We start from the raw sequence: 21,327 nt of genomic DNA on the forward strand, positions 1-21,327 counted from the left end.
ACGCGAAGAACCCGAAGAACCCGATGAGCGCGATACCCGAGGAGAACACCCCATGACGGCCCCCTCCGTACTCACCGTGACCCGCGACGGCGCCGTGGCCACGATCCGGGTCGACCGGCCCAAAGCGAACGCCGTCAATCCGGCGATGATCGAGGAGTTCCGCGCGGTCCTGCAGCCGCTTGCGGCTGATCCCGAGGTGCGCTGCATCGTCGTCACCGGCACCGGACGGTTCTTCATCGCCGGAGCCGACATCTCCGTGATGCGGGACCTGTCGGCGGCGAACCAGGCCCGGATGCGCCGCTGGATCGACGTCCAGCGGATGGTCGAGCAGGCGCCGAAGCCGGTCGTCGCGGCGATGAACGGGCACGCCCTGGGCGGCGGCGCCGAGCTGTCGCTCGCGTGCGATCTGCGGATCGTCTCCTCCGATGCCGTCTTCGGGTTCCCGGAGATCCGGCTCGGCCTGTTCCCCGGGGCCGGCGGCAGCCAGCGCCTGCCTCGGCTCGTCGGACCGCACCTCGCGAAGCGGCTGATGATCGAGGGAGAGCACCTCACGGCTCAGCGGGCCCGCGAGCTCGGGCTCGTCGATCTCGTGGTGGACCCGGCCGAGTTCGATGCGGTGGTCGCCGAGGAGGCCCGCCGGCTCGCGGCCAAGCCGACGGCGGCCGTGGCGCTGCTCAAGCGGGTCGTGGACGAGGGGTACGGACTGCCCGTCGACGAGGCTCTGGAACGCGAGGAGAAGGGCGTGGCCGAGTTGACCCGCACGACCGACGCGGCAGAGGGCCTGCAGGCGTTCCTGGACAAGCGGGACGCGGTGTTCTCCGGCCGGTGACCAATATTGGCGATCCGTTCAACGGACCACCAGCATTGGCCAGTTGGCCGTGAGTACGCACCCTCACGGCATGACACTCATGACGCACACCTCCGGACCCGTTCTCGTCACCGGCGGCACCAGCGGCATCGGCCTCGCCGTCGCGGAGGCCGTCGCCCGCGGCGGGCGGCCCGTCGTGGTGACCGGACGCTCGGCGGAGCGCTGCCGCACCGCCGAGGTCCGGCTGAAGGAGACCGGCGGCGAGCATCTCGCCGCCGTCGCAGACACCACCGACCCGGACGGCCTGGCGGACGCGGTGGCCCTGACCGCCGGCCGCTGGGGACCGGTCACCGGACTCGTCGCCTCGGCGGGGCGCCTCGCACGCGGCTCGGTCCTCGACCTGCCGCTCGGCGATCTCCGGGCGGCGCTCGAGACCAACGTCGTGGGCACCTGGCTGGCGCTGCGCGCCGTCCTGCCGGGCATGCTCGACGCCGGTTTCGGACGCATCGTGACGATCGGCTCCGTCCTGGGCTCGACCGGTGCCCCCGAGCGCGCCGGATACGCCGCCACCAAAGGCGCGGTCGCCGCACTCACCCGGTCCGCCGCGCTCGAACTCGCCGGCACCGGCGTGACCGTCAACTGCGTCGCCCCCGGCCCGGTCCACTCCCCCATGAACGAGGACGACGCCACGAGTGACGGCGCCGCGCAGGCAGCCTTCACCTCCAAGATCCCGCTCGGACGCTGGGGCCGACCCGAGGACGTCGCCCATGCCGTACTGCCGCTGCTCGCACCCGGGTCCGCCTTCACCACGGGTGCCGTGCTGCACGTGGACGGCGGCTACACGGCGCAGTGAGAGGACCGCCGGTACGGGTTCGCTGAGCGGACCGCCGTTCTGGGCTTACAGCCGCCGCGGTGATGGGCTCGGCACCACACCGCCCTGCACTCGCACGAAAGGACCCGACAACTCGCATGTCACCGGCACCGGAGAGTCACTACGCGGACGGCGCGGGCGTCCGTTACCACTACCACGACCTGGGTTCGGGGCCCGACACCGTCTTCCTGCACGGCGGGGGCCCCGGCTGTACCGCGTGGAGCGACTTCGGGCCCGTCGCGCCGCTGTTCGCGGCCGATCGGCGCTGTCTGCTCGTCGACATCCACCAGTACGGCAAGTCGGAGAAGTCCCGTATTGAAGGGCCGATGTGGGACCACCACGCGGCGAAGACGCTCGGCCTGCTCAACTCGCTCGGCGTGGACCGCGCCGACTTCGTCTGCAACTCGTGGGGTGGCACGATCGCCCTCAATCTGGCCGCGACCCACCCCGAGCGGGTCCGTTCCCTCGTCGTCACCGGGAGCATGCCGGTCTTCTACGGTCCGCTGGCCCCGCTTCCCGAGAACGGTCACCGCGGCCGCACGGCCCGCGACGCCTACTACGGCGGCGAGGGTCCGACCCGCGAGAAGATGCGCCAGTTGATCACCAAGCTGGAGTGGTACGACGGCGCGAAGCTCCCCGAGGAGACCCTGACCCTGCGCTACGAGCAGAGTCTCGACGAGGAGGAGCGCGCGCTCGCCGCGATGTCCGACTCCCCGCGCGGCGACTGGCAGGACCTGACGGCGGAACTGGGGCGCATTCAGGCGCCGACGCTGTTCATGTGGGGCATGCAGGACGCGTTCCTCACCCCGGACTATCCGCTGATGCTCGCACGCATGGTGCCCGGCGGAAGCCTGCACGTGATGGACCGCTCCTCGCACCACCTGCAGGAGGAGCGTCCCGAGGCGTACCACTCGGTCGTCAGCGGCTTCCTCGACTCCCTCGCCTGACTCTCTCTCCCAGCCCTAACTGCCTTACGGAGTACAGCACATGTCCATCTGGACCGAGATCGCCCCCACCCCCTTCCGCGTCGAGTACGTCGACGCCGCCGGTGTCCCCACGCGTGCGCTGCGCGCCGGCGACCCGACCGCGCAGGCCGTCGTCTTCCTGCACGGCACCAGTGGCCACCTGGAGGCCTTCGCCCGCAATATCACCGCGCACGCCGCCTACGACCTGCACGCCATCGACATGCTCGGCCACGGCTACACCGGCAAGCCGGACCAGCCGTACGAGATCGCGGACTACGTCGCCCACCTCATCGCCTACCTGGATGCCGTCGGCATCGACAGCGTCCACATCGTCGGCGAGTCGCTCGGCGGCTGGGTCGGTGCCCGCGCGGCGATCGACCACCCCGAGCGGGTACGCAGCCTCCAACTGCTGTGCTCCGGCGGCACCGTGGCGAACCCCGAGGTCATGAACCGCATCCGTACGAGTACGAGGAAGGCGGTCGTCGAGGACGACATCGACCTCACCCGCAAGCGGATGCGGCTGCTCATGGCCGACGACGCGGACGCGACCGAGGAGCTGGTCGAGGTCCGGCACGCGATCTACCACACGCCGGAGTTCGTCGCGGGCGTCGACAACCTCCTCTCCCTGCAGGACATGGAGCGCCGCCAGCGCAATCTGCTGCGCCCCGAGCACCTGGCTCGAATCACCCAGCCGACGCTCGTCGTGTGGGGACGCCAGAATCCGTTCGGCGAGACGCCCGAGGCGACGGCGATCCACCAGGCGGTCGCCGGATCGCAGCTGGAGCTGCTCGACGACTGCGGCCACTGGCCCCAGCACGAGCAGGCCGAGCGCTACAACGCCCTCAGCCTCGACTTCCTGCGTAAGGCGGCCGCCTGATGCGGGCCGCACGGTTCCACGCGTGGGGCGCCGCACCCGTCCTCGACGAGGTGCCCGAACCCATACGCAGGGAGGGTGAGGTCCTCGTCCAGGTGGAGGCGGGAACGGTCGCGCACCTCGATGTGACCGTGGCATCCGGTGAGTTCGGCCTCAAGCCGAACCTGCCGTACATCGGGGGTGTCGAGGGCGCGGGCACCGTCCTGGAAGCCGACGCGGACTCCGGACTCGCGCCCGGCACACAGGTCGTGCTGCGCGGCGGCGGCCTCGGCGTCGTCCGCGACGGTACGTGGACGGAGCGGGTCAGCGTGAAGCGCAAGGCGGTCACGCCGCTCGAGACCCCGCTCGAACCGGCGGTGGCGGCAAGCTTCTTCGTGCCGGCGACCACGGCGTACGTGGCCCTGCACGACGTCGCCCGGATCGAGAAGGGCGAGGAGGTCATAGTCGTCGGAGCGGCGGGCGCGGTCGGCGCGATGGTCGCCCAGCAGGCGCTCGCGGCGGGCGCACGGGTGACGGGCGTGGTCGGCCTGGCCGACCAACTGTCCAGCGTACCCGACGGCGTGGAGGGTGTGGCCCTGACCGACGGCGAGGGCATCGCACGCCTGGGCAGGGACCGCGCGGCCGCGCTCCTCGTCGACACGCTCGGGGGCGATGGTCTCATCGGCCGCAGCCGCTGGGTCCGGCAGGGCGGGCGCGCGGTCGTCATCGGTTACGTGGCGGGCCCGCGCGTCGAACTCGACCTGCCCAGCTGGCTGTTGGACGAGGTAGCACTCCTCCCGGTCAACATGATCCGCCAGGAGCGCCGGGCCCGCGAGGTCGTGGGTGACCTCGTGCGGCGCCTTTCCAGCGGTGAACTCAAGGTGCCGGTGGAGAAGTTCGGCCTGGGCGACGTCCCGCAGGCACTGGACGCGCTCAGGAACGGCCGCGTGCGCGGGCGGGCGGTCGTGCTCCCCGATTAGCGCGCGGTGGGCATCCGCGGGATCCCCGCGCCTCCAGGGGCGCGGGGCTGCGCCGATCAGCGGCTCCGCCATGGCGCGCGAGCAACCACGAACGCGCCCCGCACCCGGCACGCCCCGCTGAGCCCTCACCCGCACCGATCCCACGTGCCGCCGCTCACCCCCCGCTCCCGCAACACCGCCTTGCGCACCTTGCCCGTCTCCGTGAGCGGCAGCTCCGTGACGACGTCGATGTACCGCGGCACGGCGAATCCGGGCAGCTCCCCGGCACAGTGCCGGGCCAGGTCCACCGGGTCGACGGCGGCTCCGGCCCGCGCCACGACGGCCACCATCACCTCGTCCTCGGCCAGTTCGGAGGCGACGGGGAACGCCGCGGCCTCGGCGACCCCCGGATGGGCGCGGAGCGCGGTCTCCACCTCGTACGAGGAGATGTTCTCGCCGCGGCGCCGGATGCAGTCCTTGACGCGGTCGACGAATCGGAACCAGCCGTCGGGCTCACGGACCACGCGGTCCCCAGTGCGACGCCAGGAGCCGGGAGACTCCAAGGGGTGCCCCAAGTAGCCGGTGGCGAAGGCGAATTGCCTCTCGGTGCGGACGACGAGTTCGCCGGGGGTGCCGTCGGGGACGGGAGCGAGGTCGTCGCCGACGACCCGGGCGTGGAATCCGTCCCGGACCTTCCCCATGTATCCCGGCCGCCCTTCCGCTGGGGTGTGCCCGATGACGAGGTTGGTCTCCGTGGAGCCGAAGCCGTCGACGACGGTGACACCGAAGCGCTCCCGGAAGGTGTGCCACAGCGGTCCGGGTGTGGCGGGCGCGAGGCCACGCCACGCCTGGTGCGCCCGGTCGCCCGCGGCCGGCGGCTGCGCCAGCAGCATGGGGACCATCGCGCCGAGCAGGTGGACGCAGGTGGCACCGCTCTCCGCCACACGGGACCAGTAGCGGGAGGCGGAGAAACGTCCGTCGACGGCTACTTGCGCCCCCACCGTCATGGCCTGCGCGAGCGTGTTGAGGGCGTTGGTGTGGAAGAGCGGCAGGCAGGTGTAGACGGTGTCGTCGGCGGTGAGGCGCAGCGCGTCGGCCACGTTCCGCCCCCACCAGATGAACTGGGCCTGCGGGCAGCGCACGCCGCGCGAGGGCCCGGTGGTGCCGGAGGTGAAGAGGATCGCGGCGGTGTCCCCCGGTTGCGAGGAGAACACGTCGAGAGAGCGCGCTGTATAGGGCTCCGGCGCGTCGTCCGCGCCCACCGCCCACACCCGCCCCGCGTATCCGACGTCCACCGCCTTCTGCACCAACTCGCCCTCGCCGTACAGGACTTGTGGGTCGGCCTCGCGCAACGCATGCCTCAGCAGCCGCCCGTGCAGGGCAGTGTTCAGAGGGACCACGACCGCGCCGAGCCAGGCGCAGCCGAGAAACAGGTCGATCAGTTCCACGCGGTTGGACATCAGCGCGGCGACCCGGTCCCCCGGCCGGCAGCCCCGGGCGGCCAGCGCGCCGGCCATCGTGGCCGCGGCCTCACGCGTCTCGTCATACGTGCGCCGGACATCGCCGATGCGGAGAAAGGGCCGGTCGCCGAAGCGTTCGGCCGCCGCGTCGACGAGGCCGGGGATCGTCATGCGGTTCATGGCCGGATGGTGTCCCGCCCGCGCTGGGCGCTCAAGGCTGCCGGTTCGCTCAGCGGTCCACAGGGAGGCCGGTCCGCCCAGCGGAACGGTCCCGTAGGCGTCGGGCGCGGCACGCCGGATGCTCGTGCCGCACACCGTCAGGAGCAGCAAGAGCTGGAGGCCACCGCAGGATGACGACGAGCGATGAAGGACAGGGCCGCAAGGAAACCGCCGTCAGGACGCCGGCCCGCCCGCGGCGCGCGGCCCCCGACAAGATGGGCCGGCAGGACTGGTCGTCCTGGCCCCACTACGACGCGGCGGCGTCCGGCTTCCGCGGCTACTGGTACCCCGTCACCTGGTCGACGCACATCACGGGCAAGCCGCTCCCGTTCACGATCTGCGGCGAGAAGATCACGCTGATCCGCGACAACGGCACCGCGTACGCGCTGCACAACCGCTGCCCCCACCGCGGCGTCCCGCTGTCCGAGGGCGATCAGCAGTTCCCGGGCACGGTCAGCTGCCCGTATCACGGCTGGACCTTCGACCTGCCCACGGGCAAGCTCGCCGCGGTCATCACGGACGGCCCCGGCTGCCGTCTCACCGGCAAGCTGGGCGTGCGCACGTACCCGGTTGAGGAGCGCCTGGGCATGGTGTGGGTGTACATCCCCGTCACCGACGAGGAGCCGCACCCGATCGATGAGCAGCTCCCCGAGGAGCTCGTCTCGAACGCCTTCGTGATGGGCGGCCGCATCGAGCCGCGCGGCGGCAACTGGCGCTTCGCCTGCGAGAACGGTTTCGACGAGGGGCACGCCAAGTACCTGCACCGCACCGCCCTGTGGCGCCTCTTCAAGCCGATGCCGACCTGGAACATCACCCGCATCGTGCCCAAGGGCCGCTGGATCTACCGCGTACAGGACGAGGTCCACTGGGAGGCCGACTTCCCCGGCGTCGGCCACTGGTCGAACAAGCGCTGGTGGAAGAAGCAGCCTCCGAAGGAGACCTTCAACCTCGGCAACACCGGCAGGGCGGACAAGGTCGACCCGACCATCGAGGCCCAGGAGTTCCCCGGATTCGCGTCCCTGTCGATGCCGGGCGTACTGCGCATCGCGTACCCGAACTTCATCCACTACGAGTTCTACGTCCCGGTCGACGACGACAACCACCACTACGTCGGCGTGATGGTCAACTTCACCGAGGGCTGGGACACACTCCGCTTCTACGCCAAGTACCTGGGCACCATCCGCTGGTTGTTCCACGGCCAGTTCTCCGGCCAGGACGCGTGGATGGTCGACGTGACCGACGCGCCGCCGGAGAAGCTCTACCGGCCCGACATCTCGCTGACCGCATGGCGGAACCTCAGCGAGGAGGAGTACGGCAAGAAGCTCGCCGCCGCCGGCGTCACCCCCGCCACTGAGAAGACCATCGCGAAGACCGATGAGAAGAAGGAGGCCTGATCATGGCCCGCACCCTGTTCAAGCTGCTGGTCGGCGCCGCCATCGCCGTGGCACTCCCGCATGCCAGGAAGCGCATCGCGCAGACCAGCATGACCCAGGTCCACCGGGTGAACCAGTGAGCGCGCGGGAACTGGACGGCCTGGACGAGCAGCGCCGCGCCTGGATCACCGAGGCCTGGCGGCACGTCACCGCCGAGCGGCTGCGTGAGCTGATCGTGGGCCTGGTGGGCGTGCCGAGCCCGACCGGCGACGAGGGCCCGCTCGCCGCGTACATCGCCGAGGCGCTCGCATCCGTCGGCCTGCGTGCCACTACCCAGCCGATCGACGGGCGCCAGGCCAACGCCTGGGCCCGGCTCGAAGGCGACGGCAGCGGCCCCGACCTGATGCTCTACGCCCCCATCGACACCCTCACCGTGGGCGAGGAAAGCGAGGACGTGCCGTGGATCGGGCCCGAACTCCGGGAGGACATGCGCCCGCAGGCCACCGTCTACGACGACCTGGTGACGGGACTCGGCGCCTCCAACCCGAAAGGCCACGCGGCCTGCGTGATGATGGCGGCCGAGGCGATCTCTCTGGCCGGCATCCCACTCACCGGCGACCTGGTGGCGGCGTTCGGCGCGGGAGGCATGCCCACCAACGCGCGGCCGGGCAGCGGGCGCGCCAACACCGGTCAGGGCGTGGGCTGTTCGTTCCTTCTGGAGCAGGGCGTGTGGACCGACTACGCGCTGATCGCCAAGCCCGGCTGGACCGTGTCCTGGGACGAGGTCGGCCTGGTGTGGTTCGAGGTCACCGTCCACGGCACCCACACCTACGCGGGCTCGCGCCACCGCCTCCCGTACGACAACGCGATCGCCCGCGCCGGCGATGTCGTACGGCACCTGGAGGAGTGGTTCGTCGGGTACGCGGAGCGGCACACGGACGGCACGGTCGCGCCGCAGGGCATCGTGTCGTCGGTGCGCGGCGGCTGGCCGCGAATGGCGGCGGTCACGCCGGCGGCCTGCACCCTGCGCGTCGATCTGCGGATCGGCCCGGACACGACACCGATGCAGGCAAAGCGTGAATTTACGGCTGCTGTAGAGGAGTTGAAGGAGAAGCTGCCGGGCCTGGACGTCACTGTGGAGATGATCCTGGCAATCCCCGGCACCCGGACCAGTCGCGACAGCTGGATCTTCCGCAGCGCGGCGGCCGGCTGGGAGGCCTTCGAGGGACGGCCGCACGAGGCCATCGCCGGCAACAGCGGCGCCACCGACGCGAACATCCTGCGCGGGCGCGGCATCCCGACGGTACGGGTCGGTATGCCGAAGGTGGCCGAGGCGCCCTTCGACATCGACTTCGCGCGCGGCATGAACACCGTGTCCGTGGCTGAGATGGAGAAGCTGACCCGCCATCTGATCCGCACGGCCGTCGACACCGTCACCCGCTCCCGACAGGAGCTGGAAGGACCGGAAGGAGCAGCGGCATGAGCGAGATCGTGCTGGGCGTGGGAGCCTCCCACAGCACCCTGATGAACACCCACTGGGAGGACACCCTCCACAAGGACCGTGCCGAACGCTTCCGGGACGCGCTCGGCGAGGCGCGCGAGGCCCTCGCGAAGGCGCGGGTGGACACGGTCGTCCTGGTGGGCTCCAACCACTTCCGCGGGTTCTGGCTGGACCTGATCCCCGCCTTCACCCTCGGCGTCGGCGAGTGCGTAGCGAGCGGGGAGTCCGGTACGCCGAAGGGGCCGCAGGCGGTGGATGTGCCGCTGGCCCGGCACATCGCCGACTCCCTCGTGGAGGGCGGGCGTTTCGACCCGGCGTTCTCCGCGCGGCTGCAGATCGACCACGGACAGTCGCACGCGATCCAGTACCTGCTCGACGGCCTCGACGTGGAGATCGTGCCGCTGGTGGTGAACGTCTTCGCGCACCCCCTGCCGACGCTGGAGCGGTGCGAGGAACTGGGCCACGCGATCCGCGAGGCCGTGCTCTCCTTCCCTGGCGGGCGGCGGGTCGCGGTGGTCGGTTCGGGCGGGCTCTCGCACCGTCTGCCGTGGCCGGACTGGCGTGAACCGCATGGCGAGGACGAGGAGTTCATGGTCGGCGCCTGGCTGAACGGCCGAGAGAACTGGCAGGACTACGACGCGCGCCGCCGGGAGATCATCCGGGCCGCGGAGGCCGCCCTCACGCCGGAGTTCGACGACACGTTCCTGTCACTGATCGAGGGCGGCGAGGCACACCGCCTCACCTCGTACTCAACGCAGGAGCTGGAGGAGGCGGCGGGCAACGGCGCACAGGAACTGCGTACTTGGCTGCTGATGGCCGCGGCGCTCGACCACACTCCAGGGCGGCGCCTCGCGTACGAACCGATGCCGGAGTGGCTGACCGGGATGGGCGTGGCGGTCCTCGAACCGGAGGCCGCGCACGAGGCCGCCGGACCGCGGGCATGAGCATCCCGGCCGGGCTCGCGGCCGCCGGAAACCGTGAGCCCGCGGCCGCCGGGTCCCGTGGCCTCGTGCTCGCCTCCCGCCCGGCCGGCGACACCGTCGAAGCGGGCGACGCGGTGAACTCCGCAGACTCGATGAACTCAGTGCTCGGGAAGGTCCGTCCGATCCTTGAGGCGTTCACCGCCGACGACAGCGCGCTGTCCCTTGCCGAGCTGGTGCGTCGCTCCGGCGTGGCCAAGGCCACCGTTCACCGGCTCGCCCAGGAGCTCGTCACCTGGGGCCTGTTGGAGCGGGAGGGGTGCGATTACCGGCTGGGGCTCCGGCTGTTCGAACTGGGCCAGCGGGTGCACCGGCAGCGCATCCTGCGCGAGGCGGTACAGCCGTACATGGAGGACCTGCTCCTGATCACCCGGGAGACCATCCACTTCGCGATCCCCGACAGCCTGGACGTGGTCTACCTGGACAAGATCTTCCCGCACCGCGGGCTCAACGCCGAGTCCCGGGTGGCGGGCCGGCTGCCGCTGTACTGCACGGGGACGGGCAAGGCGATCCTGGCCCACTCGCCGCCTTCGCTCTTCGTCGACGTCGTACGCAACGGGCTCAAGCCGATCACCCGTCACACCGTCGTCTCCCCCGGCCGTCTGCGTGCGCAACTGGACCGCATCAGGGACGACGGCATCGCCCTGGAGACCGAGGAGATCCGGCTCGGCTACGCGAGTCTCGCCGTACCGGTGTTCGCCGGGCGGACGACGGCCCTGGTCGGCGCGCTGTCCATCACCGCGCCCACGTACCGGATGGACGCGTCCGGGCATGCGACGGCGCTGCGGACGGCCGCGCTCGGCATCGGCCGGTCGCTCGCGTAGTCGCGGCTCAAGACATATGAGGGGTCCGCCTGTTGGCGGGCCCCTCACTTCGTTTGCCGGGTGTCTTGCTCACCGGAACGACTCCGTAGGAGGGACCGGACCGTTGTTCCTACGCTCACCGATCATGAGCCAACTCACCCACGACACCGACGTCCTGATCATCGGCGCCGGTCCGGCCGGCCTCTACGGCGCCTACTACGCCGGCTTCCGCGGTCTGAACGTCACCGTCATGGACGTGCTGCCGCAGCTCGGCGGGCAGATCAGCGCGATGTACCCGGAGAAGCCCATCTTCGACATCGCCGGGTTCCTCTCCGTGCGCGGCCGGGACCTGGTGGACGGCCTGGTCGCCCAGGCCGAGCCCTACTCCCCCCGCTATCTGCTCGGCCACCGCGCCGTGGAGCTGACGCACGACCCCGACGACGGACGGCCGGTCGTCCGCAGCGACCAGGGGGCGACGGTGCGGGCGGGGGCCGTGCTCATCACGGGCGGCGTCGGCACGTTCACCCCGCGCGCGCTGCCGGCCGGCGAGGAGTTCCTCGGCCGCGGCCTGGAGTACTTCGTGCCTGACCCGTCCGCCCACGCGGACAAGGACGTGGTGGTCGTCGGCGGCGGGGACAGCGCCTTCGACTGGGCCGCCACCCTCTCCCCGCTGGCCCGCTCCGTGACGCTGGTGCACCGCACCGCCCGCTTCCGCGCGCATGCCGCGAGCGTCGAGAAGGTCCGCTCGCTCGGCGTGGAGATCGTCACCGACTGCGAGGTGAGCCGGCTGACCGGCGGGGCTTGCCTGGAGCAGGCGGAGATCCGGCACCGTACGACGAAGGAGATCCACCTGATCCCGGCCCGCACGGTGGTCGCGGCGCTCGGCTTCCTCGCCGATCTCGGACCGCTGCAGCACTGGGGGCTGGCGCTCGCGGCCCGCAAGATCACCGTGGACACCCGGATGGCCACCAACCTGCCCCGCGTGTTCGCCGCGGGCGACATCACCGACTACCCCGGCAAGGTCCGCCTGATCTCGGTCGGCTTCGGCGAGGCCGCGACCGCGGTCAACAACGCGGCCACCGTCATCGACCCGGAGGCGGCCCTGTTCCCCGGGCACTCCACGGAGAAGGAGCACTGAACACACCATGGCGTACGTCATCGGCGCGTCCTGCGTCGACATCATGGACCGGTCCTGCATGGAGGAGTGCCCGGTCGACTGCATCTACGAGGGTGAGCGCAAGCTCTACATCAACCCGGCGGAGTGCATCGACTGCGGCGCCTGCGAGGTCGCCTGCCCCGAGCAGGCGATCACCGTCGACCGCAAGGCGGACCCCCAGTTCCGCGAGGACAACCGCCGGTTCTTCATGGAGGTCCTGCCGGGACGCGACGTCCCGCTCGGCTCGCCGGGCGGCTCGGCAGCGCTCGGTCCGGTGGGCGCCGACACCCCGCTGGTGAGCGCCCCGTGAGCGCCGCCGACGTGACGAAGGCGGCCGATGTGCTGCTGACGGCCGAGCGCACGGGCACACCGTGTCCGCCGGTGCGTTCCCTGCTCGCCGGCTACCGCCTCAAGCAGAAGGTGCAGTTCGACCGGGTCCGCCCCCGGCGATGCCCTGCACGGCCTCACCCCGACCGGCACCGGAGAAGCGCTGAAGGTCTCCGTCTTCCTCGAAGTCGAGGGCGCCGCGCACTACTTGCCGGCCTACGCCGGGAACCTCGACATCATGTCCTCGGCCGCGCTGCGCACCGCCGAGCGCATGGCCGCCCACCGCGCCACGGAGGTGGCTGCCCGATGACCAGCCTGACCAGCCTGTACGTCCAGGACGTCACCCTGCGCGACGGCATACGCGCCATCCGCCACCGCTACACCACCGACCAGGCGAGCACCATCGCCGCGGCCCTCGACGCGGCCGGCGTCGCGGCCGTCGAGATCTCCCACGGCGACGGCTTGGCCGGCTCCAGCGTCACGTACGGCGTCGGCGCCCATACCGACTGGGAGTGGATCGAGGCCGTCTGCCGCTCGGTCCGGCGGGCGGTCCACACCACCCTCCTCCTTCCCGGCATCGGCACCGTGCGCGACCTGAAACAGGCCCACACCCTCGGCATCCGGTTCTGTTCGGCACCGCCGAGTACATCGCCGGACGACTGCGCGCCCTGCGCGCCGACGGCGTGAGCGGCGTGTTCCTGCAGCACGTCGGCTCGTACGACCTGCCCACCGAACTGATCGAAGCCGTCGGCACCTCGGTGCTGCCGGTCCTGTGACGAAGGCGACCCGCGCATGACGCACACTCACGCGAACACCCTACGTAAGGGCTATGTGCCCAGCCGCTTCGGACAGTTGCACTACGTGGAGGCAGGTACGGGCGTGCCCGTATTGCTGCTCCACCAGACACCTCGCTCCTGGACCGAGTACCTCGACGTCCTGCCACTGGTGGGCGTCCGGCACCGGGCGATCGCCATGGACACCCTCGGGTTCGGCGCCTCCGCCAAGCCTGGGGGTCCGCATACCGTCGAGCGGTTCGCGGACGCCGTATCCTCGCTCGTGGACCAACTCGGCCTGAAACGCTTCCACTTGGTCGGACACCACACGGGCGGGGTGATCGCGGTCGAGGTGGCCGCGCGCCTCCAGGACCGGGTGGCGGGCCTGCTGCTCTCCGCCACTCCGTTCGTCGACGACGAGAAGCGGGGCGCGGCGGGCACGCACGCACGGATCGACCACGTCGGCCCGAAACCCGACGGCTCGCACCTGCAGGAACTGTGGAACAAGCGCAGCGGCCTCTACCGTCCGGGCCAGGAGGCGTCCCTCACCCGCTATGTCATCGACGCGCTGACCGTCCTCGAACGCGTCGAGGAGGGACACGCGGCCGTACGCGCCTACGACATGGAGCGGCGCCTGCCCCACCTCACCGCGCGCACCCTCGCCGTCTGCGCACCGGACGACCACTACTCGCTCCCCTCCCTCGCGAAGTTCGCCGCCGCGCTGGACTGTGAGACACGTGTGCTGTCCGACGGGCACGTGGCCGCACCGGAGCAGGTGCCGGCGGAGTTCGCCCGGACGGTCCTCGAGTGGGTGGACCGGGGCTGAACGCAACGACGGTGCCCCACCGGAACTCAAGCTCTCCGGTGGGGCACCGTCGTTGTGCCGACCCTTCGGCGTTATGACCCTGCGGTCATTTGAGGCCGATGCCCGCCCCGGGGCCCAGCGGCAGGTCGAAGCCGTAGAACACAGCGAGGATGGCGAGCCACACCGCCAGGAACGGCACGACGAAAATCGCGAGGCGCGAGATGAGCGTGCCCAGGCGTGCCTCCGGTTCGTAACGCTGCAAGAGCGCCAGGAGCAGGAACACGTACGGGTTCATCGGTGTGATGACCGCGGTCGCCGAGTCCCCGATGCGGAACGCCGCCTGGCTGAGTGCGGGGTTCATGCCGAGAAGCATGAACGCCGGGACGAAGACCGGTCCGATCAACGACCACAGCGCGGAGCCGGAGAGAACGACCAGGTTGAGGCACGAGACCAGGAGGACGAAGGCGACCAGGGCGCCGAACCCGGTCAGCCCGATGGACTCCAGGAGCCCCGCGGCCTTCACGGCGAGCAGCACGCCCAGGTTCGACCAGTTGAACACGGCGATCACCTGCGCGGCGACGAACATCATGACGACGTAACCCGCCATGTTCTTCACCGAGTCGGTCATCGCGGTGACGACACCGTCGGAGCCGCTCAGCGTCTTCACCGTGAATCCGTGGACCACTCCCGCGAGCAGGAACGCGCCGAAGAGCACCGGGACGATGCCGGTGAGCAGCGGGGACGGCACCAGGGCCCCGCCGTCACCGCGCAGCGGCGCGCCGTCGGGCAGCCACAGGGACAGCACCACAGTCGCGTACGCGACGACGGCCAGGGTGCTGAGCAGCAGACCACGGCGCTGGGCCGGGGTCAGACGGGCGTCCTCGTCCGCCGGCCCATCGTCGCCGGACTCGTAGACGGGCAGGCGTGGTTCGAGCACCCGGCTGATCAGGAACCCGCCGAGCAGGCCGAGGACCAGGCTGCTGGTGGCGGTGAAGAAGTAGTTCGCGAGGATGTTGACGTCGACGTGGTGCGAGGCGGGCAGGACTTCGACGGCCTGCTGGGTGATGCCCGTGTAGAGGGCGTCGAGAGAACCGATCGTGAACCCGGCCGCGTAGCCCGCGGTGACGCAGGCGAAGCCGCCGATCAGGCCCGCCGCCGGATGCCGGCCCGCGCTCTTGAAGACGACGGCGGCCAGCGGCGGCAGCACGATGGCCGCCACATCGCTCATCATGTGCGCCTGACAGGCGACCAGCGCCACCAGGTACGGCAGGAAGGCGCGCGGCGCGCGGGCCAGGGTGGCCCGCATCGCGGTCTCAAGGAGGCCGGCCTTCTCCGCGACGCCCACCGCCATGATCATGAGCAGGACGGCGGCGATCGGCGGGAACGCGGCGAAGTTGGTGACCAGGTTCTCCACCAGCCAGCGCACTCCCTCGCCGGTGAGCAGGCCGGTGATCTGCTGCGTGTCGTCCGTGCCCGGCACCGTGACGGACACATCGGCGAGGGCCAGGGCGGTGGAGACCACGGCGACCACCGCGAACAGTGCCGCGAACAGGACGACCGGGTTGGGCAGGGCGTTGCCGGCCCGCTCGACCCAGGAAAGGATCCGGTCGACACCGCGCGGCTTCTCCTCCCCGCCCGTGCCCTGCCCGGAGGCGGAAAGTTCCTTTACGGACGACGTCATGGCCGCCCCCCGTCCGCGCGCGCCGCGCCGTCGACGAGTCCCAGGAGGTCCTTGCGGACGATGCCGTCCTGGACGACACAGACGATGTTTCCGGGGTCGCCGAGGACGCCGATGTCGGCGAGCGGGTCGCCGTCGCCCAGGACGAGGTCGGCGACGTGCCCCGCCGTCACGCTGCCCAACCGGTCGTCGACACCGAGCAGTTCGGCCGACGTGCGGGTGCCCGCGACGATCGCGGCCATCGGGTCCATGCCCAGGTCGACCAGGTACGACAGCTCCATCAGGTTCACGCCGTGCGGGCCGACGGCGGCGTCCGTGCCGAGGGCGATCCGCGAGCCGCGCTCGATGGCGTGGGCGATGTTCTCCTTGGTCAGGCCGGACCAGCGGGTCTTCTTCTGGTAGTGGTAGTCCGGCATCGTGTCCTTGTCGATGCCCGCGTACACCGTCGACAGCGTCGGTACGACGAAGACGTCGCGCTCGCCCGCCAGGTCGATGGCCTTGTCGTCGATCCCGTAGCCGTGCTCGATGCTGGCGACGCCACCGCGGATCGCGTTGAGGATGCCCGCGTTGCCCTGCGCGTGCGCGGCGACCGGCCGGCCGCCGTGCCGCCGGGCCTCGTCGACGACCGCGCGGATCTCCTCCTCGTAGAGGCCCTCGTCGTCCGGGTCGTCGTACGGGCTGCCCATGCCGCCGGTCGCGCACACCTTCACCAGGTCGGCGCCCTCGCGGATCACACGGCGCACGGCGAGCCGGGCCTCGTCGGTGGTGTCGGCGAGTTCCGACATGCCGTCGCTCAGGTCGGTGCCGTCGGGCAGGCGTACGTCGCCGTGGCCGCCGGTGTGGCTGATGACGCGTACCGCGGTCTGCAGCCGCGGGCCGACGATCCGGCCGGTCTCCACGGCCGTACGGTATCCGGCCGACAGGCCCGCCAGATCACGGGCCGTGGTGATGCCCGCGTCGAGGGTATGCCGCAGTCGGGTGGCGGTGTCCAGGGTGACCAGGACCGGGTCGAGCTCGGCGCGGCGTCCGGGGTGGGCGCCGTGGGCGTACGACATGTGGACGTGGCAGTCGAAGAAGCCGGGCAGCAGGGTGCGGCCGCCGGCGTCGACGGTGCGGACCCGGTCGCCCGCGGCAGGCCCGGAGCTCGGGGGCGCTTCCGCCGCGGGGCCTGCATAGGCAATGATCCCTGCGGCGTCGACAATGACGACGGCGTCATCCACCGGAGGCGTACCGGTGCCGTCGATGAGCCGGGCGTTGTGGATCCGCAGGGGGGTCCGGGGGGCCTGCGGCGTGGTAGCGAGGGTCATGGCGTGCTGTCACTCCTGTGTGCTATGGAGGGCCTTGGAAGTCAGTGGGTGGGGCCCGTTGGAGGGGAGTGTGGGATGCACACGTCATCACGGCGCGACAGCGCAGATTCCGTACCGGATTCGCACGGGGCACGCAGGAAAGTGCCACGCATGGCGGTGCAGGAATACGCCGGGCCGATGCAGGACCGCGACGGGTCCCGCACGCTCGGCGGGCAAGGCGCACCCGGCGAGCAGGCCGAACTTGACGAAGTGGACGAACTCGACCGCGGCGTCGTGCACGCCCTGCAGGTCCAGCCGCGGGCGTCGTGGGCACTGGTCGGCGAGGTGCTCGGGGTCGATCCGGTGACGGCGGCGCGGCGTTGGCGCCGTCTGGAGAAGGCCGGGCTCGCCTGGGTCACCGCGTACCCGCGCCTCACCGACGCCCGGATCGTGGTCACGGGCGTCATCGAGGTCGACACCGAACCGGGCGCCGCCGAGGACGTGGCACAGGCCCTCGCCGACGATCCGGCGGTGCCTAACGTCAAGCTCACGTCGGGCGGCCGCGACGTGGTGGCCTCCGTGCAGACCCGAACCCTGGACGAACTGTCACGCCTGTCCGGCTCTTTGTTCCGGCCGATCCCGGGCGTGCGGGCAACACGTACACACGTGTCGACGGGGCTGCCCACGGAGGGCAGCCGATGGCGGCTGCGCAGCCTGGACGCCGTACAGACCGGGCGCCTGGAGCAGGAGGCGAGGCCGCCCGCCCCCACCGGCTCCACGGTCCCACCCCGCTGGGACTCCCTCGACGCGCGTCTGCTCGAACTGCTCAGCGTGGACGGCCGGATGTCGCTGCGCGACCTGTCGGCGGCGAGCGAAGCCCCCCTCACGACGGTGCGGCGCCGGGTGGCGTCCCTGCTGGCCTCACGACTGCTGCTCCGCTGCGACCTGGCGCGGCCGCTGTCCGGCTGGCCGCTGTCGGCCGTGTACTTCGCGTCCGTGCCGGGTCAGTACCTGGAGGAGACCAGCCGGGTACTGTCCCAGGTCCCCGAGGTGCGCTCCTGCGCGATCACGGCGGGCCCGCACAACCTGGTCGTCGACGTGTGGTTGCGCACCCTGCACGACGTCCACACCTTCGAGGCCCACCTCTCCCGCAAACTGCCCCGCCTGATCGTCGCGGACCGCTCCGTGGTGCTGCGCACGGTCAAGCACATGGGCCGGCTCCTCGACCGCGGCGGCCGCAGCGTGGGGGTCGTACCGCTGCGACATCTCGAGGACTGACAGACATCCCCGCCACCGGGCTCACCCCGTCCGCTCGGCTTCCACCCGGTCCAGCCACTCGACCACCAACGCGGTGAAGAGCGCGGTCGTTCGATCTGCAGGTTGTGGCCGGCCAGGTCGAGGACGGCAAATCTCGCTCGCGGGCATGCGAAGAGCAGGGAGAACTGGTCCTCGTAGCCTGTGGGTGCCGACAACCCTGTCACCTTCGCTGAGGTGCAGCTTCAGGGGCACGATGTGATCACGTCGAGAGTGCGCGCGAGTCCGGCGCCGCACGCTGGGGGATCGTGATGTTCCGCCTGATCCACCGTTGAGAGACTGGTCCCGGTTCCTCAAGGCCCAGGCCCAAGGGATTCTCGCCGTCGGCGTCCTCCACGTGGACACCGTGTTCCTCAGGCGGCTGTTGGTCCTGTTCTTCATCGAGTACGGCACCCGGGTGGTGCGCATCCTGCCCGGCGACCCCCGCATGAACGCGATCGCCGAGCGCCGGGTCGGATCCTGCCGACGCGAGGCCACCGGCCCTCACCGACCACTCGGACAACGAAGCCCCGACGGTGTGGGCACGCCCGAACCGCCCGCCGCCGATGACCAATCGCGTGTCAGCCGGCGCGACCGCCTCTGCGGCCTCATCCACGAATACACACAGGTCGCACAAGGTGACAGAGTTTTCGGCACGCACAGGCCGAGACAGAGTTCCGCCCTGCGACGGCGCCCCACCGGACTTCCGGTGGGGCGCCGTCGCCGCATCCTCAGCCCGCGCTCAGCCTGCCGACCACCGACCGGGCCGCGCGCACCGCAGTCACCGCGCCGGTGAGGGTGGAGTTGCAGACCAGGGCGGTCGGGACGACGCCGCAGCCGGCCAGGTACAGGTTGTCGAAGTCCCAGACGCGGGTCTGAGGGTCGCAGACACTGGTGCCGTCGTCTTCGGGGCCCATGCGGACGGTGCCGGTCATGTGGAGCGAGGTGCCGGGCGGGAGGGTCTCGCTGTCGGTCGCGGGGTCGAATCGGCCGAGGCGGCGGCCCGCGCGGAGTTGGGCGGCGCGGGCCTCGTCAAGGAGGCGGCGATCCTCGTCGGTGTAGTCGAAGACGACACGCATCTTGGGCATGCCGAGGGCGTCGAGCTCAGTGTCGGAGAACTCGACCCGGTTCGTCTCCTGGATCTCGGTGGGGACGTAGAGCGCGATCCCCGCGGAGAACTCGGCGATCCGGCCGTCGCCGTCGACCCGCGCCGTTCCGCTGAACTGGCCGTTGAACGGCTGGGCCTTGCCGCTGTGCGGGAGCCAGTACGAGGCGTGCCGCCACTCGCTCCCGTCCGTGAGCGTCGCACCGACGAGCTTCGCGCCGTCCAGGCCCACTGCGTCCGGGTCCACGTGGACACGGCCGGTCTGGAAGATGTGCTCGTTGAGGTGGCGGCCGAGGGCCCGCGGGCGGATGCCAGAGGCGAAGAGCAACTGCGGGGTACGGAAGACATCGGCGCACACGACGGTCGCGGCGGCGGTGACGGTGTACTCGCGGCCGGTGGCGACCTCTCGGACGACGGCGCCCCCTACCGTCCCCCCCTTGTGCAGGAGGCGCATGACCTGGGCGCCGGTGCGCAACTCGAAGTGCAGGTCGTCGCCGCCGGCGATGGCCGGGAAGACCCGGTTGGGGCCGGTGCGCACCAGGGTGCCCTCGCCGTCCTCGTTGACGGCCATAGGCAGCGCCTGTACCTGGCGGCCGGGCTCCACGTGCGGCCCGAACACTTCGTTGAGGGCGCCCATCAGCGCGGTGCGCAGCGGGGACGGGCCCGTGGGGTCGGTGTTGACGTGAAGCAAGCGGGACGCCTCCGCGATGTCACGCTGCCAGGCCTCCGGGTCGATGAAGTCCGGGATCTCGCTGCCCCAGGCGGCGGGGGTCGCGGCGGTCCAGTGGACGCTCATGCCGCCGGTGTTCCAGGCGAGGGCGGCGGCGGGCAGGGCGTCGGCGTCCTCGCCGACGCCGGCGAGCCGGTACATGCCGGGCTCGCGGTCGGCCACGCCGACGCCCGCGTCGCCGGCGACGTTCTCGGCGCCGACGTACATGCCCTGTACGCCGGAGGCGATCCGCTCCTGGTGGCGCAGACGCAGCTCACCGTCCGGCATGTCGTGCAGGTGCTGGCCGGGGACCGGGCCGAGTACCGGGCCCGAGTCGAGCATCAGGACGCGGGCGGTGGGCAGGGCGTCGCGGACGAGGCGGGCGACGCCCGCCCCCATGATCCCGCTGCCGACGATGAGCAGGTCGGGGCGGCTGTCGGCGGGCACGTGGGGCTCCTCTGGATGGGTGTGATGTATCGCAGTGCGCAAAGCGGTGTCTCAGCCGTCCAGCGCGAAGGCGGACCGCATCCACCGCGCCGACGCGACCGCGCTCTCGTACGGGTCGGTGAGGGCGGGCCGGTCGACCTCGACCATGAGGCAGCCGGCGAAGTCGTCGGGCAGGGCGGCGACGATGCCGGTGAGGTCGAGGTCGCCGCGGCCGGGTTCGGTCCACAGGCCGTCGACGACCGTCCTCTGATAGTCCTGCCCGGCCGCCCGCCCCTGCTCGGCGACTGTCATCCGTGCGTCCTTGACGTGTAGGAACGGGATGCGCCGGCCGTATTCGGCGACGAGTCCTGCGACGTTCGCGCCCGCCCAGGACAGATGCCCGGTGTCCGGGAGGAAGCCCAACTGCTCGGCGGGGAGCGCGTCGAGGACGGCGCGGGTCTCCGCCTCCGTCTCGATCCAGGTGCCGACGTGCGGGTGCAGGGCCGGGCGGACGCCCTCGGCCCGCATCGCCTCGGCGGCCCTGCCGAGCAGGTCGGTGAGGGCGGCCAGCCGGCCCACGTCCGGCTCGGTCCCCTGCGCGGGCCGCAGAATGCGCGGGCCGCCCTTGATCATGGGCAGGCCGAGTCCGATGTCGGTGAGGCCGAGTTCGGCGTGCTCACCAGCGGCAGCGGCGGCGGCCTCGATCACGGCCGGGGCGTCGGCGGGGTCGCCCTGCGAGCGGCAGACGAAATAGCCGGGGGCGGGCCGCAGCCCGGCGTCGTCAAGGAGTGCCGCGTAGGCGGCGACGGTGTGCCCGGCAGGGACGGCGGCCATGACGGCGTCGAAGCCGGCCTTCTTCACCAGCGCGAGGAGTTCGGCCGGGGGCGGGGCGAGGGCGGGGTCGAGCCAGCCGTCGTCGGTGGCGGACCACTGGATGGGGTTGAGGGCCAGGGTCGTACGGGACGTCATGCGCGCTA

The 21,327-nt window shown here is 71.4% G+C and carries 18 protein-coding genes and 2 pseudogenes; 15 read left to right on the top strand and 5 right to left on the bottom strand.

What is annotated here, in order from left to right; translation table 11 throughout:
* The first annotated feature begins 52 nt into the window (after positions 1–52).
* From ACWIGU_RS07430 to ACWIGU_RS07450, 5 genes are all read left to right on the top strand, one after another.
* A complete protein-coding gene (locus ACWIGU_RS07430; protein WP_454398365.1) occupies positions 53–829 on the top strand; it encodes an enoyl-CoA hydratase/isomerase family protein in 777 nt (258 codons plus the stop codon).
* 70 nt (positions 830–899) lie between these two features.
* Positions 900–1,661 (top strand): SDR family NAD(P)-dependent oxidoreductase, encoded by a 762-nt coding sequence (locus ACWIGU_RS07435; RefSeq protein WP_454398367.1) that lies wholly within the window; start codon positions 900–902, stop codon positions 1,659–1,661.
* Positions 1,662–1,777: 116 nt separating this feature from the next.
* The gene (locus ACWIGU_RS07440; protein ID WP_454398369.1) at positions 1,778–2,626 is read left to right on the top strand and encodes an alpha/beta fold hydrolase; all 849 of its coding nucleotides are present in this window, start codon (positions 1,778–1,780) and stop codon (positions 2,624–2,626) included.
* Between the two features lie 40 nt (positions 2,627–2,666).
* Positions 2,667–3,521 carry an alpha/beta fold hydrolase gene (locus tag ACWIGU_RS07445; RefSeq protein WP_454398370.1) on the top strand — a complete coding sequence of 285 codons (855 nt, stop codon included), beginning with the start codon at positions 2,667–2,669 and terminating at the stop codon, positions 3,519–3,521.
* A complete protein-coding gene (locus ACWIGU_RS07450; RefSeq protein WP_454398372.1) occupies positions 3,521–4,477 on the top strand; it encodes a quinone oxidoreductase family protein in 957 nt (318 codons plus the stop codon). Before ACWIGU_RS07445 ends, ACWIGU_RS07450 begins: the two co-directional genes overlap by 1 nt.
* Before the next feature lie 125 nt (positions 4,478–4,602).
* Here ACWIGU_RS07450 and ACWIGU_RS07455 read toward each other — a convergent pair whose 3' ends face one another.
* Positions 4,603–6,096 carry an AMP-binding protein gene (locus ACWIGU_RS07455; RefSeq protein ID WP_454398374.1) on the bottom strand — a complete coding sequence of 498 codons (1,494 nt, stop codon included), beginning with the start codon at positions 6,094–6,096 and terminating at the stop codon, positions 4,603–4,605.
* A 254-nt stretch (positions 6,097–6,350) separates the two neighbouring features.
* On the opposite strand from ACWIGU_RS07455, the gene ACWIGU_RS07460 reads away from it, so the two are divergent.
* From ACWIGU_RS07460 to ACWIGU_RS07500, 9 genes and pseudogenes are all read left to right on the top strand, one after another.
* The gene (locus ACWIGU_RS07460) at positions 6,351–7,529 is read left to right on the top strand and encodes an aromatic ring-hydroxylating oxygenase subunit alpha (protein WP_454398634.1); all 1,179 of its coding nucleotides are present in this window, start codon (positions 6,351–6,353) and stop codon (positions 7,527–7,529) included.
* Positions 7,530–7,644: 115 nt separating this feature from the next.
* Positions 7,645–8,991: a M20 family metallopeptidase gene (locus ACWIGU_RS07465; RefSeq protein WP_454398375.1), complete on the top strand. Its 1,347-nt coding sequence runs from the start codon at positions 7,645–7,647 to the stop codon at positions 8,989–8,991.
* Positions 8,988–9,953: a DODA-type extradiol aromatic ring-opening family dioxygenase gene (locus ACWIGU_RS07470; RefSeq protein ID WP_454398377.1), complete on the top strand. Its 966-nt coding sequence runs from the start codon at positions 8,988–8,990 to the stop codon at positions 9,951–9,953. Before ACWIGU_RS07465 ends, ACWIGU_RS07470 begins: the two co-directional genes overlap by 4 nt.
* Positions 9,950–10,813 carry an IclR family transcriptional regulator gene (locus ACWIGU_RS07475; RefSeq protein WP_454398379.1) on the top strand — a complete coding sequence of 288 codons (864 nt, stop codon included), beginning with the start codon at positions 9,950–9,952 and terminating at the stop codon, positions 10,811–10,813. Before ACWIGU_RS07470 ends, ACWIGU_RS07475 begins: the two co-directional genes overlap by 4 nt.
* A 124-nt stretch (positions 10,814–10,937) precedes the next feature.
* Positions 10,938–11,930, top strand: a complete 993-nt coding sequence (locus ACWIGU_RS07480; RefSeq protein ID WP_454398381.1) for an NAD(P)/FAD-dependent oxidoreductase — start codon at positions 10,938–10,940, stop codon at positions 11,928–11,930.
* A 7-nt stretch (positions 11,931–11,937) separates the two neighbouring features.
* Positions 11,938–12,258, top strand: coding sequence for a ferredoxin (gene fdxA / locus ACWIGU_RS07485; RefSeq protein ID WP_454398383.1), 321 nt, complete (start codon positions 11,938–11,940; stop codon positions 12,256–12,258).
* A gap of 86 nt (positions 12,259–12,344) precedes the next feature.
* Positions 12,345–12,585: pseudogene (locus tag ACWIGU_RS07490) on the top strand (acetaldehyde dehydrogenase (acetylating)); the annotation flags it as partial.
* Positions 12,582–12,899, top strand: a pseudogene (locus ACWIGU_RS07495) (4-hydroxy-2-oxovalerate aldolase); the annotation flags it as partial. The pseudogenes ACWIGU_RS07490 and ACWIGU_RS07495, both read left to right, overlap by 4 nt.
* Positions 12,900–13,067: 168 nt before the next feature.
* Positions 13,068–13,874 carry an alpha/beta fold hydrolase gene (locus ACWIGU_RS07500; RefSeq protein ID WP_454398385.1) on the top strand — a complete coding sequence of 269 codons (807 nt, stop codon included), beginning with the start codon at positions 13,068–13,070 and terminating at the stop codon, positions 13,872–13,874.
* Between the two features lie 85 nt (positions 13,875–13,959).
* On the opposite strand, the gene ACWIGU_RS07505 is transcribed toward ACWIGU_RS07500, so the two are convergent.
* On the bottom strand, positions 13,960–15,534 hold the full coding sequence (locus ACWIGU_RS07505; RefSeq protein WP_454398387.1) for an AbgT family transporter: 1,575 nt from the start codon (positions 15,532–15,534) through the stop codon (positions 13,960–13,962).
* The gene (locus tag ACWIGU_RS07510; protein ID WP_454398389.1) at positions 15,531–16,838 is read right to left on the bottom strand and encodes an amidohydrolase family protein; all 1,308 of its coding nucleotides are present in this window, start codon (positions 16,836–16,838) and stop codon (positions 15,531–15,533) included. The genes ACWIGU_RS07505 and ACWIGU_RS07510 overlap by 4 nt, the downstream gene beginning before the upstream one ends.
* A 150-nt stretch (positions 16,839–16,988) precedes the next feature.
* Here ACWIGU_RS07510 and ACWIGU_RS07515 point away from each other — a divergent pair, with 150 nt between their 5' ends.
* Positions 16,989–18,095, top strand: coding sequence for an Lrp/AsnC family transcriptional regulator (locus ACWIGU_RS07515; protein WP_454398391.1), 1,107 nt, complete (start codon positions 16,989–16,991; stop codon positions 18,093–18,095).
* A 746-nt stretch (positions 18,096–18,841) separates the two neighbouring features.
* Here ACWIGU_RS07515 and ACWIGU_RS07520 read toward each other — a convergent pair.
* Positions 18,842–20,371 (bottom strand): GMC oxidoreductase, encoded by a 1,530-nt coding sequence (locus tag ACWIGU_RS07520; protein ID WP_454398393.1) that lies wholly within the window; start codon positions 20,369–20,371, stop codon positions 18,842–18,844.
* A gap of 51 nt (positions 20,372–20,422) precedes the next feature.
* Positions 20,423–21,319 (bottom strand): sugar phosphate isomerase/epimerase family protein, encoded by an 897-nt coding sequence (locus ACWIGU_RS07525; protein WP_454398395.1) that lies wholly within the window; start codon positions 21,317–21,319, stop codon positions 20,423–20,425.
* Positions 21,320–21,327: the final 8 nt, after the last annotated feature.

The sequence above is a fragment of the Streptomyces sp. NPDC055400 genome (assembly GCF_053644375.1).

Bases quoted from the DNA above. Each gene is read 5' to 3' on its own strand.
- ACWIGU_RS07430 (WP_454398365.1), top strand. From the start codon at position 53: ATGACGGCCCCCTCCGTACTCACCGTGACCCGCGACGGCGCCGTGGCC.
- ACWIGU_RS07435 (WP_454398367.1), top strand. From the start codon at position 900: ATGACACTCATGACGCACACCTCCGGACCCGTTCTCGTCACCGGCGGC.
- ACWIGU_RS07440 (WP_454398369.1), top strand. From the start codon at position 1,778: ATGTCACCGGCACCGGAGAGTCACTACGCGGACGGCGCGGGCGTCCGT.
- ACWIGU_RS07445 (WP_454398370.1), top strand. From the start codon at position 2,667: ATGTCCATCTGGACCGAGATCGCCCCCACCCCCTTCCGCGTCGAGTAC.
- ACWIGU_RS07450 (WP_454398372.1), top strand. From the start codon at position 3,521: ATGCGGGCCGCACGGTTCCACGCGTGGGGCGCCGCACCCGTCCTCGAC.
- ACWIGU_RS07455 (WP_454398374.1), bottom strand. From the start codon at position 6,096: ATGAACCGCATGACGATCCCCGGCCTCGTCGACGCGGCGGCCGAACGC.
- ACWIGU_RS07460 (WP_454398634.1), top strand. From the start codon at position 6,351: ATGGGCCGGCAGGACTGGTCGTCCTGGCCCCACTACGACGCGGCGGCG.
- ACWIGU_RS07470 (WP_454398377.1), top strand. From the start codon at position 8,988: ATGAGCGAGATCGTGCTGGGCGTGGGAGCCTCCCACAGCACCCTGATG.
- ACWIGU_RS07475 (WP_454398379.1), top strand. From the start codon at position 9,950: ATGAGCATCCCGGCCGGGCTCGCGGCCGCCGGAAACCGTGAGCCCGCG.
- ACWIGU_RS07480 (WP_454398381.1), top strand. From the start codon at position 10,938: ATGAGCCAACTCACCCACGACACCGACGTCCTGATCATCGGCGCCGGT.
- fdxA (WP_454398383.1), top strand. From the start codon at position 11,938: ATGGCGTACGTCATCGGCGCGTCCTGCGTCGACATCATGGACCGGTCC.
- ACWIGU_RS07500 (WP_454398385.1), top strand. From the start codon at position 13,068: ATGACGCACACTCACGCGAACACCCTACGTAAGGGCTATGTGCCCAGC.
- ACWIGU_RS07505 (WP_454398387.1), bottom strand. From the start codon at position 15,534: ATGACGTCGTCCGTAAAGGAACTTTCCGCCTCCGGGCAGGGCACGGGC.
- ACWIGU_RS07510 (WP_454398389.1), bottom strand. From the start codon at position 16,838: ATGACCCTCGCTACCACGCCGCAGGCCCCCCGGACCCCCCTGCGGATC.
- ACWIGU_RS07515 (WP_454398391.1), top strand. From the start codon at position 16,989: ATGGCGGTGCAGGAATACGCCGGGCCGATGCAGGACCGCGACGGGTCC.
- ACWIGU_RS07525 (WP_454398395.1), bottom strand. From the start codon at position 21,319: ATGACGTCCCGTACGACCCTGGCCCTCAACCCCATCCAGTGGTCCGCC.